This window comes from Labrys miyagiensis, from assembly GCF_030160835.1.
GTDB lineage: Bacteria > Pseudomonadota > Alphaproteobacteria > Rhizobiales > Labraceae > Labrys > Labrys miyagiensis.
Genome location: NZ_BSPC01000051.1, coordinates 21,025 through 36,214 on the forward strand (window position 1 = coordinate 21,025; position 15,190 = coordinate 36,214).

The following is a 15,190-nucleotide window of genomic DNA, read 5'->3' on the forward strand; positions in this document are numbered from 1 at the left end:
AGCGACCCATGTCGGGGGGCTCTGTCGCAAACTTTCCATCAATGTCGGCCGTGACATAAATCCCCTCTGTTTCAGTGGAGAGTTTCGATGTTCAAGGGCCGCCAATTCGACCGGTCAGTGATCCTGCTGTGCGTCCGCTGGTATCTGGTTTACAAGCTCAGCCTTCGCGATCTGGAAGAGATGATGATCGAACGCGGCATCTGCGTCGATCATTCCACGATCCACCGCTGGGTCGTACGGTTCTCTCCGTTGCTGCTTGAATGGTTCAATCAGCGCAAACGAGCTGTGACCGGCAAATGGCATTTCGACGAGACATACATCAAGGTTCGTGGTCGCTGGATGTATCTGTACAGCGCCGGCGACACAGTCGAGTTCTTCTTCAGCGAAAATCGTGACCTCTCGGCGGCCAAGCGCTTCATTCGCAAGCCGCGCCGGCGCCACGGCCGGCCTGAGCGCATTGTCATTGATGGCAGCCAGACAAACCGGGAGGCCATCATTGCCTGTGACAGCGAGAGCCGGTTGCTGGACCGATCCTGCCGCCCGCTGAAACCAATTCGTATCCGCCGGAGCCAATACCTCAACAACCGGATCGAGCAGGATCATCGGCGCATCAAAGGCCGAATTGGACCCATGCTCGGGTTCAAATCACCCGCCTGCGCAGAAACGATCCTGTCCGGCATCGAGATGGTCCAAATGATGCGCAAACGGCAGGCGAGGTACGCCTATAATCCGGCGCCGTCGTTGGCCGAGCAGTTTAAGATCCTAGCCGCATGAACATCGGTTCCTTGGCCCTTTCGCGGCGCTACTCCACGGTTGCGACAGAACCAGTGCAAGCGCTTGCGGTGACCGCTTAGGCCGCCACTCGCCCCTGCCACCCGCGATCCCGCTTCGCTGGGAAGTCGTCTTGATCGTACACGGCGTGGATCGCGCCCAGATCCATTAATGAAGCGCCCTGATCTCTGAGGATCTGCGCGTTCATTTGCCGCTTCGAGCCTAGCGCCCAATCGACAAGCACCATCCGCACGGCTCTCCACAGTGGCATCGGGCCAAGCTTGGTTGTCCGCGTGATTTCCCTGTTTCCAAGCGCCTCATCGTTGTCCGCGCTTGTGGTCACAATTTCTACCAACGCTTCGTAATCGATCGCGCCCATGGCGTCTCCAGTGGCCCACAGAAAATGATGTCTATGGAGGTAGTATTTGCATACCCCACAGGGGCCGCAAGAGACGCCTCGATCGATAAATCAATTTAACTTTTGGCATACGAAGAAATTTTGCATTTGCCGGAATTTAACATCTTCGATCCCGTCGGCCTGGATCCAAAGACCGGCCATTGGCTTACCGCCAAGGCCTTCAACGCCAGCCTTAAAGCTCTCCGCTCGTCCTACCCAATCACTGTCCGCATCCATTCCGTCGGTGGCAATGTAATAGAGGCTGTGGGCATCCAAACGATGCTGCAAGCCTGCCTCGCCAGGGTTACAGTCCACGTCGAAGGCATGGTGGCGTCTCCCGCGGCGGCCCGTCGAAGGTATCCATTCCTATTGCTTGCTTGGCCTAAGCACGCGGCTTTTGTTAAAATCCACTCGTTTCATGCGCCAATGATTGCGATCCGTCTCGAGCGCCAAGGTGGCTGTGACGGGCGATAAGGCGAAGCATCGCGCTATCAATCTGGTCGACGGCATGCGCGACACCGACAAGTGGTCGGCCATATCGCTTCTCTCGCTGGCGATCAGGCAATGGACGCTTTCGAGGATACCTTGATAATCGACCGATATTGCGAGACACCAGAGACCGTCGAGGTGCTGGAGTAGCCCCAGGCGATCACTGTTCGTCCGAATGCCGCCTCAGTTTGAAAAGCTTCGCGCCTCTCGGCTAATCCTGCGCAGCGCCTATAGGGCCTCGCTTACGGGAACAGGATGCCTTCGCTGGTCGATCATTACCAATACCGTGCCGCTGGCGACGATGAGAGCGATGCCGGCTAGGGCCAGCGCATTGGGCAACTCGGCCCAGATAATCAGACCTGACAGCACTCCCCAAAGAGCGAAGCTGTAGAAGAACGGCGCAATGGAAGCGGTGCTTCCAAGCCGATACGCCAGGAGGAGTCCTCCATGGCCTAACGTGACAAAGAGTGCCGCTGAGACCAAGAAGGCGCTGTTGTAGCCAGAAGGGGTCACCCAGTTTTCTACCGCCGCCGACATGACCCCTGCGACGGCCATTACCATGATGGTGGTGGCTAGGGTGATGACCGTCACCGGGATATGCGTTGCTATGCCTCGTCCGACGAGATCCCGGGCAGCAACCAAAAATGCTGCGCAAAATGCGAAAGGCACAGCGGCCGAGACGCCGCTGGTTGAAGGCTGAGCTACCAGGATGGCGCCGGCGAACCCAAGCAGCGCGAGAAATACGCGGGTGAGGCCGATCCTCTCACGCAGAATCCAGGCGGCGCCGATGATGAGAATAAGCGGTGCAGTCTGCAATATCGCTATTACGTCTGCGATGGGCATCTTGGCCAAGGCTACGACGTAGCACAGCGTACTCGCCGCTTCGCATGCTGCTCGGAGTAGGGAACGCACATTGAGGGTGCCGGCGAGGTTGGCACCTTCCCTGCGGATGAGTACCAAAGCGGTGCAAAAGAAGCTTGCGGCTATACCGCGTAAAAACAAAACTTCGAAGGGCGGAAGATCTTCAGTCGCAATTTTCATGAAACTATCGCCAACCACGAAGGCAGCAGTTCCTGCAAGCATGGCAATAATGCCACTTAGGTTAGTAGCTTTTCCCATAAATAGTCGGTGCGCGAGATTACGACGAACGTCAAGTCTAGGCATGGCCCGGCAACCGGCCTGTTTTATGAATATCCGTGACGATGGTGCATGCCAAAGTCTCGCACCTCTTGTCCGAAACGCGCTGACCCTGATTTTTTGCGGGCGCCACACGGCATCTTGTCGATCCCCGCTACGCCGATTCCTTCCACAACCCATGCCCGAGCGCGTCGAGCCATGCTTGGCAACGCTGGCACCGGAAATTCCCATCGGCGATGACTGAGCATACGAAATCGGATGGAATGGCCTCCGCCTGGCGGTGCATGTTGCACACCGAAAGGCAAAAGCCATCATCCGTGGCTGTCACGATTGGAGTGAGGGTTTCCGGATTCGACCCCTGGGCAGACATCGGCCAGCCAGGTAAATTCACACCAAGCAACATCTGGTAGTCTACGGCGTGATCCGCACGGATCTGTGAAGCAGATACACCGCGAAGAATTGGAGGACCGCGATAAACAGCGGCCCAGCGAATTTCCCCAGATCATGGGGTCAGAACAAGAGCTGCTCGAAATCATACGCTAAGCGGACAGACTAAGAACAAAAGTCACTTCGGCACCCCGAAACCCACAAAAGGTCGCCCAGAAGTTCCCAAACGAGACACGATCTCGTTAATCCGGCCCTTTGAAAAGTCTCAGATATTTTCTTAGCGTATGATTTCGGACAGCTCTTGTTCTGACCCCTAGTCGGCTGCGAAAAGCCGGGCGCGAGAGCAGGAAATCGCGTGGCGGATTGGGTTCGCATGAAAGATTGACCAGCTGATCGCGTGCGGGAACATTGAGTATTCTTTGGATGCGTGCTAAGTCTAGCTTAGGTAGGGGTTATTGGCACTTCTTGCGTTTGGGTTCGCGACAACTTTGACTGCCGCCGGTGATTTATTGTTTGAGGCCGTCGTTGCCGGGGATAAATTACTGTGGAGCGGGCACTCTTAAGTGGTGCTAATTTCGACAGTCGGGCCAACGATCAGGCAACTCCGCTTATGGCCCCCGCTAACGCCAACCAGTCTGCCATTGTGGACCTGCTGCGGAGCGAGGGGGCCAACGTCATGGCCCGGAACCGTCCACTCTCTTGGGAGGACCAAAATGGCCTATGGGATCATACATTTCTTTCCTGGCGGTACGAAGGAGCAGTATGAGGCGTCGCTTGCAGCGGTGCACCCGAGCAGAGACAGTCTACCGAAAGGCCAGATTTTCCACGTGGCCGGTCCGTCGGCTGGCGGCTGGACAATTGTAGCCGTTCACGATTCGAAAGAAAGTTGGGAGCATTTTCGCGACGGTGTCTTGAAGCCCCAACTACAGAAAGGCATCACGGGCGGGTTCGCCATGCCGCCGCAGGAGACTGCATTCGAAGTTCACAACCTGCAGCAGTAACGACATGTTTCAATTGAGGATGCAATCTGGGTTGGTGTTAGCTGGATTAGAGACCTGCGCGCGATGTACAGGTATGCGGGCATTGTCACATCAATTGAGTAAGAAGCCTTCATCCCGGATTCTCGCCGTGAGCGAGCGGCCAAGTGATTGATTTTGCTCCCGGCTAGTTTTCAGGACAAAACGCGTTGACCGGTTAAAGAGTGGTTCCTGTGACAATGCCATCTCGCCTATTGGAACGGATGTTTGTCGCCAGTTTCCTTCAGGACTTCCGATGTCGTCACTTTCCCGCCGTGCCTTCGTGACCGGCGCCTCGGCGATGGGGCTGTCTCTTGGCCTTGCCGGTTGCGCGTCGACGCAGACTGTCTGGCCGCTGGCTGCGGCACCGGCGCCGGCGCTCGCGACCAGCGAGCCACTCGCCGACACCGGAGCGCCGTACGATTACAGGGCGATCTATGCCGCGATCGATGACGATCAGTTCCCGATTCCGGCCATCGACCTGAAAAAGGTCGACCCCGCCTTCCTGCGCGCTTCGGTGGACTATGATACCGACCAGCCTGCGGGCACGATCGTCATCGATACGCGAACCCATTATCTGCACCATGTGCTCGGCGGCGGGCGTGCGACCCGTTATGGTGTCGGTGTCGGGCGCGAGGGTTTCGTCTGGGCGGGCGAGGCGAATATCCATTCGAAGCAGGAATGGCCGGACTGGTATCCGCCGAAGGAAATGATCCAGCGTCAGCCTGAGATCAAGGCCGAGATGTCGCAACTTCAAAGCGGCATCGGCATGGCCGGCGGCATCGGCAACCCTCTCGGCGCGCGCGCCATGTACCTGTGGCAGGGTAACAAGGATACGCTCTTCCGCATTCATGGAACGGTCGAGCCCTGGACAATCGGCAAGAGCGTCTCTTCAGGCTGCATCCGCATGATCAACCAGGATGTCATAGATCTCTACGACAAAGTGGAGATCGGCACCAAGGTCGTTGTGTTGGGCAAGGGCTCGCCCATAGGCTGACAATCATTCGGGAAGACGATGGCCGGATCGACACGCTTGGATCTGCCATTGCCAGGCCCCTTCGAGTAAAGAACGTTTCGAATGTCCGTTTTAGTCGCAACTCAGCAGTTCGAAGGCGCAGTGCCCAATACACATAACGGTGTTAATGATCGATCGATTGCAGAGATCAAAAACCAGACACCTCGACCTCAACATCCATTGACATAAAGGCGTCCGATGCACCGAGAAAGCCGCCCGTGACTGGGACTGCATGCGCGATGTCGCGGGTAACTGCGACTGGGATAAGATTGGCGCCGCCCATACTGCGATTAGTTGGATCAAAGGTTACCCAGCCGGCGCCAGGTATAAATACTTCGGCCCAGGCATGGGTCGAACCCCTCTCATTTGAACCACGGAACATTTGGTTGGGATTAAACAAATAGCCCGAGACGATGCGCGCTCCAAAGCCGAGCGAACGCACGGCCTCTGCAAACAAGATTGCAAAGTCCCGACATGACCCCCAGCCCCGATCGAGCGTTTCCGTCGGCGACTGCGTACCTTCGGCCTCGCGGCTTTGATATGAGATCGATGTCGACACACCTGCGCTGATGTCCTTCAGAAGTGACAGGGTGTCGGTAGGAGTGCTCGCGATAAATGCTTGTGTCCATATTTTTAGTCGCTGAAATGGGTCGGCGTACTGACGAGCGGAAAGGGCGCCGAGATCTGTCCATTCCTGCTCCGAATAGCGGAAGGGGAAGTGAATGGCGGAGTTCGCAATGGCGAATACTGGCCATACTGCTGCTGTGAGATCGACTTCAGCTACGCTGTCGATCACCAACATGCTCGTGAACTCCCTAAAGATGGCAGTGGCGACGGCGTTGCCGAAAACATCCGTTGCCCAACTAATATCTGCCTGCGGAAATATTGAAACGTCATGTGAGATCAGTCGAAGGTCGCGGCCCTCGCGTGGCCTTAACATCAATTGGTGCGAACTGAGCTGGACAGGATAACGATAATGGTAATTCGTTCGATGGCGGATGTTTAAAATCGGCATTGTTTCTCTTCCGGGTTCGAACAACATACTACTGGCCGTCGACTCCCACGAAGATGGGGTCAGGACAGGAGCAGTTCAAAATCCTGCGCGGCCTTTATCAACCAAAGACAGCAAATCATTGAAGAATCAATGAATTAATGCAATTCTGAGGCTTGATTTAGCCGAGGGATTTTGTGATGTCGGAAGCTGTTCGGGCTATGCTGGCCGCGATTCAAACCGTTGACGAAATGATTGCTGCATTCGGCGACGAACGGCAATGTCGACGCCTTCTCGAGGCTTTGGTTTGGCCAAACGGTCGGATATGCCCCGCCTGTGGCTACAAGAAAACTATTCCCATTGCGGGCCGCGACATGGGGCGGCGCAGAGCAAGACCAGGCCTCTATCAATGTTCCAGCGGCGAGTGTCGCTTTCAATTTACTGCGACGACCCATACGCCCTTGCATTCCACCAAGTTGCCGCTGAGCACGTGGTTCAAAGCCTTGTGGCTCATGTTGCAATCGGACAAGGGCATGTCATCGGTGCGGCTGGCTGAAGCATTGGGTGTCAGCCAGCCGACCGCCTGGCGTATGGGACACGCTTTGCGGTTGATGGTGGCGCGGGAAGCGCCGCTCGCAGGCACGGTTGAGATCGACGAGTTCTACCTCGGCGGCCGCCTCAAACGATCGCCTGATGCCCCACCACCCGGGCGTGGTCGCAAAGGGCAACGCCGGACAACGAAGGCACCCGTGCTGGCTATGGTTCAACGGCCGGAGGCGACGACAATCGGCTCGTCGGCAGGGCATGCGCGCGCTTCGGTCGTGGAAGATCTCTCGTTTGCTCAAACCGAACAGGTTCTCGAGATCGGCGTAGATCCGCGGGCCCATCTCATGAGCGATGACTGGACAACCTTCTAAGCAGTGGGCCAAGGATTTGCCGCTCACGAGACCGTTCAGCATTCAAAGCATGAATATGCCCGCGGCGCTGTTCATGCCAATTCGGTGGAGGGATTTAACTCCCGGGTGCGTCGCACGATTGCAGGCGTATTCCATCACATCAGCCCGCAACATGCAGACCTCTATTTCCACGAAATCGGATTTCGATGGTCGCAACGCATTGTCACCGGCAAAGCCATTCGCCGATCTCGCAAGGGCCGAGAAAAGGAGCGCGTCCTATGGACGAGGATCTCGCCTGCGCTTCAGTTGCCACAGGTTTTCTGCGCCGCGATCGGCAGGCAGATGCGTCGTACCGACAATGGCGGCCTTTCCATCAAATCAACGGTGGCTGTCTTTGATTGATAAAGGCCGCGCAGGATTTGGAGCTGCTCTTGTTCCGGCCCCTTTAGGCTTCGCGGCCGCCTTCATTGTTCTGTGCTCGACATTGCAACCCGCGGCAGGACAGTCGCCGGCGCCTGCACAAGGCATCTGCTTATTTTGCGCAGGCGGAGTTCGACCGCCCCTTGAAGCGATGATCAAGCTTATCGACGATCACAAAAAGAGTGGACCGTGGGCCTGGCGAAGTGTGAACCGTTTCCTTTAAGGTCGGGAAAGTCAGAGGTGTGTCCTCGGGGGGATCTATGAAGAAAGTTATTGTTTTGGCAGCGTCGCTTGGGCTCTTGGTCGGTTGCGGCCCTGGTCTGTATAAGCCGCAATTGGAAAGCTATTTGGGCAAGCCGGCATCTAGCGTCATAAAGGGTCCAACAGCCGATCCCAACAAATATATTCTTCTCTCGCAGGAATTCCCTCGTCACATCGGGTCGGATTATAAGCAAGCCTACTGTAAAGTCTATATTGAGACGACAAAGGGCATAATCACGCACATCTATGAACAGGGAAATATGTCATGGTGCCATGATGGTTATTCCTTGTCATCGAAATGAGGCTTGCCAAAATACAACTGAACTGCGGAGAGCCCTGAGACCTGGTAAATCAAACCGCTCTGCTTACGCGGTTGCTTACATACAATCGCGCGCCAAAATAGACAGTATTTCGTCACAATTTGGGCACGTTCAGAACTCTTGGACCTTAGAGGGAGGAGCGAGCTTGGAGAAGGGCTTAACTTGGGCCTCCGCAAGATGGCGGAAGCCACAGACACGCATGATTATTGGCAACTCTCGCGCCTTGCCCGGTGGCATGTCGAAAGAGAAGCCATGAACCAGGCGCTGGCGATGTTGGTCGCCGCACAGGGTAAACTGCCGATGTCGCGCTTGTGTGTGAATCAGCTCGCAAGACTGACCCTAATCCGGCCTCGTCTAACCAAATGATTTATCGATAGAATCGCAGGCCCGCGGGGGGCACGATCGGCGCCTTTCGTGACCCATCCTTACGCCCAAACTCTACGGTTCTTTCAGTTGGTTGTAGCGCATGGACACAGGGTCAATCTCTGGAGCCGATTTACACCCCAGGTTTTCTGCGCCGCGATCGGCAGACAGATGCGGCGTGCCCGCAATGGCGGTCTCACAATCAAATCAAAGGTGGCTGTCTTTGGTTGATAAAGGCCTCCTGCGCTATGAACGAACATACCATGAACATTCTCTTCATGGGCGCGATGGTCTATAGTTTTAACACGAACCCCTACCGACGGCCGATCCCCCGCAAGATCCTCGAAGATATGAGGCTTCCATTATTCGCTAAACGTATGAGTGAAAGCGTCTTCCTTTGGACTTGGCGCGCTTGAGGCTAAATTGCGTCCGCTCTTTCAGAGGAGATACTGCTCAAGCTGCGCGACAGAGTTTCACCCCTGTCCAGAATCGAACACTTCTGTACAGGGCAAGGTCATTGGCGCCCAAACATAGGAGTGGCAAACGGCCAAGCGGAAACTGCTCAAGGCTCAGCAACGGCACGAGCTTTTCGACATTCCGACCGATGAGGATAGTCTGATCCGATGCTATTCTCTGTCGCCAGCTGTGAATCGGCCCCGAAGATTGCCCCTGGTGTTCTCTTGCCTAACCCGATGATCTTGCGGGATAGATCTTGAGGATAGTGGGGCCACGATCGGCGCCCATCGTGAACCCCTATAGAATTCGAATTTCGCCGTTCTTTCAGGTGGTTGTGGCCAAGGACCCATGGTCAATCTTCGGGGCCGATTCATATTTAATTCTCTGGTGCGTCGCACGATTGCAGGCGTATTCCACCATATCAGCCCACAACATGCAGACCTGTACTTCCACGAAATCCGCTTTCGATGGTCGCAACGCATTGTCACCGGCAAAGCCATTCGCCGATCTCGCATGGGCCGAGAAAAGGTGCGCGTCCCATGGATGAGGATCTCGCCTGCGCTTCAGTTGCCACAGGTTTTCTGCGCCGCGATCGGCAGGCAGGTGCGTCGTGCCGGCAATGGCGGCCTTACCATCAAATCAACGGTGGCTGTCTTTGGTTGATAAAGGCCGCGCAGGATTCTGAACTGCTCTTGTTCCGACCCCTGCAAGCGGGCAGTTCCGCCCCCCGCCATCGAAGGACGCCATCCTACTTCCAGTGAGGGCCGGCATTGTCACGGGAACCAGTTTTTACTTGTCGATGCCCTACCTCGCAAAAAACCTCCCGCGAGTAAAATCAAGCACTTGGAACGTGCGTGTGGGCGCGAGAATAAAGGAAGAGAGGCCTTTACATGATTGATGTGACAATGCCCGCGTGAGTGCTTTTCGCGATCCGAGCACTCATCACCTTTCCGCCCGCAACCGCTGGATCGTCATATGCGAGACCGTGAAAGATCGAGCGATGTCAGTATTGGTTTCGCCGGCATCCTTGCGCTTCAGGAGGGCTCCGGCGGTGCAAGGTGCTAGATTGGCGAATGAAGAGGCGAAACTAGTGAACTCGCCGCCCAAGGTCCAAAAGGTGCGTTGTCTCGTCTTCTAACTGACTGAAAACCCCCGGATGCAATGCCCCATCGCTCAGATCGTGGATTTCGGCTTGCAAGTCTGTCTCTGTATCATCCCACTCCGCCAGGGCGTCGAGCATTTCAAGTTGGACGATGAGTTCGCCGACAATAAGGGGGATCATGGTCGGCCGCTCACGTTTCGTTGCGGTTGTAACTCGGTCGGCAAGCGTTTCGTGCCGCGTCCCGCATGGAACCCTAAACCATTGGTCTTCGGCAGCGTTCCGCCCAAATGCCTCGCGCCCTTGGTTCGGCGTGAGCGGGTGAAGACTCTGCGTGGGGGCAATGGCCAAGGGCACGGGTCTACTGACGAACCCAAGGCCGGTAGAGGGGCGCTTCTGGTTGCGGACCCTCCAGCGGACCGATATCCGACCGTCCTCTGCCGTTACCTGTGCTCTTTCATCGAGAGTTTTCCCGTATCCCGGCAGAGCCGCGCCGCCCTCGTTCTCCCACCTTTCAATGGCCCGAGTGCAACTGTAGTCGCAGGCGGACGTGAGAAAGTTGAAGTCTGTCGATTGAACTCGGCGCTTCGCAGCAGATGCACTCGCGCGCTCCGTTCGTGCCAACCGATGCTTCGCTTGGTGCGGTATTGCCACTCGCGAGGAGTCGCCGGCACCAGTCGCGTGACTTCGTAACCTCCTCCGTATGCCATGCCGTAACGATCCCTGTTCAGCGAACAGGTGCTCACCGACTTTGAATTGATGGTGTTCCATTGTGTGTCCTAACAAGTTTGACAGGGCTCAACCGCCAGCAGCTTGCTGCTGCGGATATGCCGATGAAGCCCTCACCAACAGGGGGTGAAGAGCGAAGCGTCACGCCATTCTCACTGCCGCTCAGTCTTGTCCAACCCGTTATCGACGCTGGGCCCGGGCCTATCGCGAGCAGCCTTGATTAAGCCTTCCGACCGCCCAGCCACTAGGGCTGTTCAAAATCAGTCTCGCCATGATCAAATAAAATTAACGTATCCGCTCCGCATAGATCGAGATAAGATTAGTTCTCGTTTAGAAATTTCGCGGTTTTCCATCGCCAAGTCATAGCTTTCATCATACGCCGCACACAGAAAATAGCTAGAACGATTTTTCAAAAAGATCTAATTCACAGATCCTTTAGTTCCATTGGACCTTTCGGCGCATCGAATTCACTAGAATATATTTCCCGTGCAGTCACAGAAACCTGCCGCGCCGGGAAGCCTCGCCAACAAGGAAGTTTGGCGGAACTGATCCGCGGTAAACCTGTCGGGATCGAGTGAAGCGGTCGCAAGGATACCTACCGGCGCACGCTGACATCGCTGCAGGATTGGCGGGCCGGCCAAACGGCATCGCCGGCATACGGCTCTGTCGCAAACTTTCCATTAATGTCAGCCAGGACTTTAATCGCCTCTGTTTCAGTGGAGCGTTTCGATGTTCCGGGGCCGCCAATTCGACCGGTCAGTGATCCTGCTGTGCGTACGCTGGTATCTGGCTTACAACCTGAGCCTTCGATATCTGGATGAGAAGATGACTGAGCACGGCATCTGCGTCGATCATTCCACGATCCATCGCTGGGTTGTCCGATTATCACCGTTACTGCTTGAACGGTTCAATCAGCGCAAACGAGCGGTCACGGGCAAATGGCATTTCGGCGAGACCTACATCAAGGTTCGTGGTCGCTGGATGTATCTGTACCGCGCCATCGACAGCGTCGGCGACACGGCGGAGTTCCTTTTCAGCGAAAATCGTGACCTATTGGCGGCCAAGCGCTTCATCCGCAAGGTGCTGCAGCGTCACGGTCGGCCTGAGTGCATCGTCATTGACGGCAGCCAGACGAACCGGGAGGCCATCATTGCCTGTGAAAGTGAGAGCCGGTTGCTGGATCGATCCCGCCGTTCTCTGAATCCAATTCGTATCCGCCGGAGCCAATACCTCAACAACCAGATCGAGCAAGATCATCGGCGCATCAAGCGCCGGGTTCGACCTATGCTCGGGTTCAAATCACCCGCCTGCGCAGAGAAGATCCTGTCCGGCATCGAGATAGTCCACATGATGGGCAAACGACAGGCCAGGCACACCTATAATCCAGCACCGTCGTTGGTCGAGCAGTTTGATATGCTGGCAGCATGAACATCAGTCCCTTGGCCCTTTCGCGGCTCTACTCCACGGTTGCGACAGAACCACGAAAACTCGCAGAGGTCGCTTGAAGCGGACGGCGCATGTCGTGAGAGGCGTCCAAGAGGCGCGCGGCTCAATCAAGATCCCAACACCCCATTTTAACTATCGGCGCCGTATCAATAGTTCGGGAAAGGGCCTACCCTCGACCAACCACTGCAGCTTAAAGTGATATCGCTCGCTTCTGTCATGCGTGGCTATATGAAACGAAGCCCATGTCATTCCCTGACAGAACCTCCGATCTGAAGCCAGATCAACTCAACTTGTCGCAGCGCTTCACGAGGGATCTGCCTGTGGTGTTCTTTATCAAATCCATTACGGACGCACTCAAAGCAATGGGGCTCATCGAGGAGCAAGGCGGCTGACCGATAGCAGTGGTGGCGGGGACGACCCTCATCGCAAATGAGGCGAGCGCACGCTGACGGAATCCGGTCCCTCTTGTCGCCCGCGTGCGGTTTTTCTACTGGGTGTGAAAGCTCGAAAGCGACCTGACATTGCGAGTGCCACGAGTTCAGGCGAGGGCAGCGCCCGGGCAGCCGTCGCCGACGATGACGTCAAAGAATGTTCACTGCCGATCGACGAGCAACGACAAAGGTATCCCATGGCAAATGCTACAACCTATATCGTAATCCCCTTTGTGATCGAAAAACGGCACGGCAAAATCGGGATGGGGATCGCACAAAACTGCAAGTCGCGAGAGCAGGCGGACCGTACCTATGACCGGCTCAAAGAGTTGAATCCGGGCGTCGTAATGCTCGAGCAGGAAGCGGACGCCGCCCTCGACATCTATTGTAATCCAAAGGTGATTGCTCAGTGCGGCCAGGTGTTGAGCGCGTTCATTGAGCAGTTTGGCGTCTGAGCGAACAGCCGGATGATGTCATCGGCGCTTCCGTGATGACGTGAGCGCGGACTATGCTACCGGTTTCACAAAATCAAACCTCCTGATGCGAATGCGCCGCGGTCAATGAGCGCGCGACCGATTGACGTCGAGTTTCTTCCCGTGAAAGCGGTCGGTGTGGCGGCCTAAGCGCAAGCCGCTGCCTGCGCCTTCATCGCCTTGATGGCCTCGTGTTTCTGGGCGGTCGCTCTATCGGCGCTGCGATCGGCTCTTCAATGGATCTCAATTCGTGTTCCAACGCGACCCGATCGAAGGTCTCGTCCACACTTCTGACCTTGTAGGTGACGTCGGCTCTCTCTGTCGGGAGCAATCGGATGACCTCGTATGGTCCAGCCGTTTTTACGCCCCACGGATGCATAAGGATCACGATGTCTCCGGCCTTAAACCTAGCTTCGGCCATGTGACCTCAAACGTGGTTCAGCAATAATCGGTAAACTGGTCCAGTCTAGTGATAATCGGCGTATAGGATTGGTCATAAGCATCTCCTGTCGCCAAGATGCTCCCAATTGCTCGCGAAAACCAGAATAATTGATGACCACGCAATGCCTCAATCATTTATTTCAAAATGAAGCAAAATTATCTGCACTACGCTTGACCAATATTTGGTTGAGAGCGCACAATTCATGGTGAGTGCTATGACCGAAATTTGTATTTTCGACCCCATCGGCGTCTACTCGGAAACTGGCGACGGCCTAACAGCCAAGGCGTTCAACGTCAGCCTAAAAGCTATCGGCTCGAGGCCCAGCAATGTGAAAACTTCAATGGCCCCAAGTCGCCAATAGACCCACTGCAGCGGCGCCCATGATGGCGGTGGCGAGCCATCCGACGATTTTTAGGCCTTTGGGCAGTTTGAAGTCTCCCATTGCGGCACTGTGGCTCGAAAGATGCATCATCATGACCATCACCGGAACGGCCGCCACACCATTGATGACCGCACTCCAAAATAGTGCCTTGATTGGATCTATCGGGCTGAAATTAAGCCCCACCCCTAGGATGGTGGCCACTGTCAGCGCGCCATAAAAAGGCCTTCGCGCGATTGAGCTTGCGAGCGAGTCCCACGTGCCATCCGAAGGTTTCGCCGAGCGCGTAAGCTGACGATCCAGCCAGAACTGGCAATGCGAGCATGCCAGTACCTATGATACCAAGGGCGAAGACAAAGAACGCGAGGGGGCCGGCAATCGGGCGTAACGCCTCAGCAGCTTACGAGGACGTCTGGATGTCGGTGATGCCGTGCGCATTTAGAACCGCTGCAGCTGTGATGATAACGAACAGCGCCACCGCGTTGGAGAGCGCCATGCCGACATAGGTGTCGATGCGGATGCGCCGGAACTCCGCTTGAGCTTGCTGGGGTGCACGTTCGAGCGGCTTGGCGTTGAGGCGATCCTTGACCTCCTCCACCTCCTCTTCAGCCTGCCAAAAAACAGGTAAGGGCTGATGGTTGTCCCAAGAACCGCGACAACGGCGGTGATATAGGCCGTATCTAGAGCTATGTGGGGAATGATCAGGTTGTAGCCGACAGTGGCCCACGGGACCTTCACGACGAACGCCACACCAACATAGGCGAACAGGGATATGGTGAGCCATTTCAGAATCGTGACGTAACGCGCATATCGGGAGAAAACTTCAAGGAGGACCGACCCGAGCTCGAAGAATGCGACGTAGATCAAGGCCGAGCCCCTTGAATGGCGCACATTAGCGGCCAGCTGAAAAGCATGACCCATCCCAAGCTGTATCCGAACTGCGCGCCGACCTGCGAGTAAGTCGCAATTCCGCTTGGGTCGTCGTCGGAGGCGCCCGTTATAAGGCCGGGGCCGAGTATCTGTAACAGCTTTGGCTCTTTGGGCTCTTTGATTGAACCATGCAGCGCATCCATGCGGGCTCCAAAAGTGGATTTGACCTCTTCGAAGACAAGGGGCGCCCACAACGAACCGGTCGAAAACATTCGCCGGTACGGGCATGGCGCTCTTTCGCTATTGGCAGAACCGAACGGTACGCCGATATGCAGCCGAAGTCTGAACTTTTACAAATACACGAATAGAAGCATGGCAAGAATCGGCTGCGATTAGATAGCG

Annotated in this window: 17 protein-coding genes, 3 pseudogenes and 1 other annotated feature; of the genes and pseudogenes, 11 read left to right on the plus strand and 9 right to left on the minus strand. The window is 55.9% G+C overall.

Features of this window, described 5'->3' with window-relative positions; genetic code table 11:
• Positions 1–87 precede the first annotated feature (87 nt).
• Positions 88–774: an IS6 family transposase gene (locus tag QQL24_RS22575; RefSeq protein WP_284314554.1), complete on the plus strand. Its 687-nt coding sequence runs from the start codon at positions 88–90 to the stop codon at positions 772–774.
• 76 nt (positions 775–850) lie between these two features.
• On the opposite strand, the gene QQL24_RS22580 is transcribed toward QQL24_RS22575, so the two are convergent.
• Together QQL24_RS22580 and QQL24_RS22585 are read right to left on the minus strand one after the other, a co-directional pair.
• Entirely contained in the window at positions 851–1,150 is a 300-nt protein-coding gene (locus QQL24_RS22580) for a hypothetical protein (protein WP_284314555.1), read from the minus strand.
• A 90-nt stretch (positions 1,151–1,240) separates the two neighbouring features.
• Entirely contained in the window at positions 1,241–1,456 is a 216-nt protein-coding gene (locus QQL24_RS22585) for a hypothetical protein (protein WP_284314556.1), read from the minus strand.
• Here QQL24_RS22585 and QQL24_RS36735 point away from each other — a divergent pair.
• The gene (locus tag QQL24_RS36735; RefSeq protein ID WP_431310738.1) at positions 1,400–1,642 is read left to right on the plus strand and encodes a Clp protease/crotonase-like domain-containing protein; all 243 of its coding nucleotides are present in this window, start codon (positions 1,400–1,402) and stop codon (positions 1,640–1,642) included. The genes QQL24_RS22585 and QQL24_RS36735 overlap by 57 nt on opposite strands.
• A gap of 243 nt (positions 1,643–1,885) precedes the next feature.
• On the opposite strand, the gene QQL24_RS22590 is transcribed toward QQL24_RS36735, so the two are convergent.
• Positions 1,886–2,821, minus strand: coding sequence for a DMT family transporter (locus QQL24_RS22590; protein ID WP_284314557.1), 936 nt, complete (start codon positions 2,819–2,821; stop codon positions 1,886–1,888).
• A gap of 970 nt (positions 2,822–3,791) precedes the next feature.
• Here QQL24_RS22590 and QQL24_RS36740 point away from each other — a divergent pair.
• From QQL24_RS36740 to QQL24_RS22600, 3 genes are all read left to right on the plus strand, one after another.
• Complete coding sequence (locus QQL24_RS36740; RefSeq protein ID WP_431310739.1) at positions 3,792–3,947, plus strand: hypothetical protein; 156 nt, start codon at positions 3,792–3,794, stop codon at positions 3,945–3,947.
• Complete coding sequence (locus tag QQL24_RS22595) at positions 3,895–4,182, plus strand: hypothetical protein (RefSeq protein WP_284314558.1); 288 nt, start codon at positions 3,895–3,897, stop codon at positions 4,180–4,182. Before QQL24_RS36740 ends, QQL24_RS22595 begins: the two co-directional genes overlap by 53 nt.
• A gap of 271 nt (positions 4,183–4,453) precedes the next feature.
• Positions 4,454–5,194 (plus strand): L,D-transpeptidase, encoded by a 741-nt coding sequence (locus QQL24_RS22600; protein WP_284314559.1) that lies wholly within the window; start codon positions 4,454–4,456, stop codon positions 5,192–5,194.
• 166 nt (positions 5,195–5,360) lie between these two features.
• Here QQL24_RS22600 and QQL24_RS22605 read toward each other — a convergent pair whose 3' ends face one another.
• The gene (locus tag QQL24_RS22605) at positions 5,361–6,227 is read right to left on the minus strand and encodes a transglutaminase family protein (protein ID WP_284314560.1); all 867 of its coding nucleotides are present in this window, start codon (positions 6,225–6,227) and stop codon (positions 5,361–5,363) included.
• Between the two features lie 176 nt (positions 6,228–6,403).
• Between QQL24_RS22605 and QQL24_RS22610 the strand changes: the two are divergent.
• The 3 genes and pseudogenes from QQL24_RS22610 to QQL24_RS22620 all read left to right on the plus strand — a co-directional run bounded on the left by QQL24_RS22610 (position 6,404) and on the right by QQL24_RS22620 (position 9,582).
• Positions 6,404–7,501: pseudogene (locus QQL24_RS22610) on the plus strand (IS1595 family transposase).
• Between the two features lie 127 nt (positions 7,502–7,628).
• Positions 7,629–7,709, plus strand: a sequence feature (AL1L pseudoknot).
• Between the two features lie 535 nt (positions 7,710–8,244).
• Positions 8,245–8,409: pseudogene (locus QQL24_RS22615) on the plus strand (Tn3 family transposase); the annotation flags it as partial.
• 858 nt (positions 8,410–9,267) lie between these two features.
• On the plus strand, positions 9,268–9,582 hold the full coding sequence (locus tag QQL24_RS22620) for a transposase (RefSeq protein ID WP_284314561.1): 315 nt from the start codon (positions 9,268–9,270) through the stop codon (positions 9,580–9,582).
• Between the two features lie 424 nt (positions 9,583–10,006).
• On the opposite strand, the gene QQL24_RS22625 is transcribed toward QQL24_RS22620, so the two are convergent.
• A complete protein-coding gene (locus QQL24_RS22625; protein ID WP_284314562.1) occupies positions 10,007–10,201 on the minus strand; it encodes a hypothetical protein in 195 nt (64 codons plus the stop codon).
• 1,275 nt (positions 10,202–11,476) lie between these two features.
• Here QQL24_RS22625 and QQL24_RS22630 point away from each other — a divergent pair.
• The 3 genes from QQL24_RS22630 (at position 11,477) to QQL24_RS22640 (ending at position 13,079) form a co-directional block, all read left to right on the plus strand.
• On the plus strand, positions 11,477–12,175 hold the full coding sequence (locus QQL24_RS22630; protein ID WP_284314563.1) for an IS6 family transposase: 699 nt from the start codon (positions 11,477–11,479) through the stop codon (positions 12,173–12,175).
• 260 nt (positions 12,176–12,435) lie between these two features.
• Entirely contained in the window at positions 12,436–12,585 is a 150-nt protein-coding gene (locus QQL24_RS22635; RefSeq protein ID WP_284314564.1) for a hypothetical protein, read from the plus strand.
• Between the two features lie 236 nt (positions 12,586–12,821).
• Positions 12,822–13,079: a hypothetical protein gene (locus QQL24_RS22640; protein WP_284314565.1), complete on the plus strand. Its 258-nt coding sequence runs from the start codon at positions 12,822–12,824 to the stop codon at positions 13,077–13,079.
• A gap of 797 nt (positions 13,080–13,876) precedes the next feature.
• Here QQL24_RS22640 and QQL24_RS36475 read toward each other — a convergent pair.
• The 4 genes and pseudogenes from QQL24_RS36475 to QQL24_RS36810 all read right to left on the minus strand — a co-directional run bounded on the left by QQL24_RS36475 (position 13,877) and on the right by QQL24_RS36810 (position 15,060).
• Entirely contained in the window at positions 13,877–14,122 is a 246-nt protein-coding gene (locus tag QQL24_RS36475) for a divalent metal cation transporter (RefSeq protein ID WP_348536487.1), read from the minus strand.
• A pseudogene (locus QQL24_RS36480) lies at positions 14,094–14,438 on the minus strand (divalent metal cation transporter). Before QQL24_RS36480 ends, QQL24_RS36475 begins: the two are co-directional and overlap by 29 nt.
• Positions 14,357–14,839 (minus strand): divalent metal cation transporter, encoded by a 483-nt coding sequence (locus QQL24_RS36485; protein WP_488803366.1) that lies wholly within the window; start codon positions 14,837–14,839, stop codon positions 14,357–14,359. Before QQL24_RS36485 ends, QQL24_RS36480 begins: the two are co-directional and overlap by 82 nt.
• Entirely contained in the window at positions 14,782–15,060 is a 279-nt protein-coding gene (locus tag QQL24_RS36810; protein WP_488803367.1) for a divalent metal cation transporter, read from the minus strand. The genes QQL24_RS36485 and QQL24_RS36810 overlap by 58 nt, the downstream gene beginning before the upstream one ends.
• Positions 15,061–15,190: the final 130 nt, after the last annotated feature.

Coding starts and splice junctions, on each gene's coding strand:
- QQL24_RS22575 (WP_284314554.1), top strand. CDS start 88: ATGTTCAAGGGCCGCCAATTCGACCGGTCAGTGATCCTGCTGTGCGTC.
- QQL24_RS22580 (WP_284314555.1), bottom strand. CDS start 1,150: ATGGGCGCGATCGATTACGAAGCGTTGGTAGAAATTGTGACCACAAGC.
- QQL24_RS22590 (WP_284314557.1), bottom strand. CDS start 2,821: ATGCCTAGACTTGACGTTCGTCGTAATCTCGCGCACCGACTATTTATG.
- QQL24_RS36740 (WP_431310739.1), top strand. CDS start 3,792: ATGGCCCCCGCTAACGCCAACCAGTCTGCCATTGTGGACCTGCTGCGG.
- QQL24_RS22595 (WP_284314558.1), top strand. CDS start 3,895: ATGGCCTATGGGATCATACATTTCTTTCCTGGCGGTACGAAGGAGCAG.
- QQL24_RS22600 (WP_284314559.1), top strand. CDS start 4,454: ATGTCGTCACTTTCCCGCCGTGCCTTCGTGACCGGCGCCTCGGCGATG.
- QQL24_RS22605 (WP_284314560.1), bottom strand. CDS start 6,227: ATGCCGATTTTAAACATCCGCCATCGAACGAATTACCATTATCGTTAT.
- QQL24_RS22620 (WP_284314561.1), top strand. CDS start 9,268: ATGGTCAATCTTCGGGGCCGATTCATATTTAATTCTCTGGTGCGTCGC.
- QQL24_RS22625 (WP_284314562.1), bottom strand. CDS start 10,201: ATGATCCCCCTTATTGTCGGCGAACTCATCGTCCAACTTGAAATGCTC.
- QQL24_RS22630 (WP_284314563.1), top strand. CDS start 11,477: ATGTTCCGGGGCCGCCAATTCGACCGGTCAGTGATCCTGCTGTGCGTA.
- QQL24_RS22635 (WP_284314564.1), top strand. CDS start 12,436: ATGTCATTCCCTGACAGAACCTCCGATCTGAAGCCAGATCAACTCAAC.
- QQL24_RS22640 (WP_284314565.1), top strand. CDS start 12,822: ATGGCAAATGCTACAACCTATATCGTAATCCCCTTTGTGATCGAAAAA.
- QQL24_RS36485 (WP_488803366.1), bottom strand. CDS start 14,839: ATGGGTCATGCTTTTCAGCTGGCCGCTAATGTGCGCCATTCAAGGGGC.
- QQL24_RS36810 (WP_488803367.1), bottom strand. CDS start 15,060: ATGTTTTCGACCGGTTCGTTGTGGGCGCCCCTTGTCTTCGAAGAGGTC.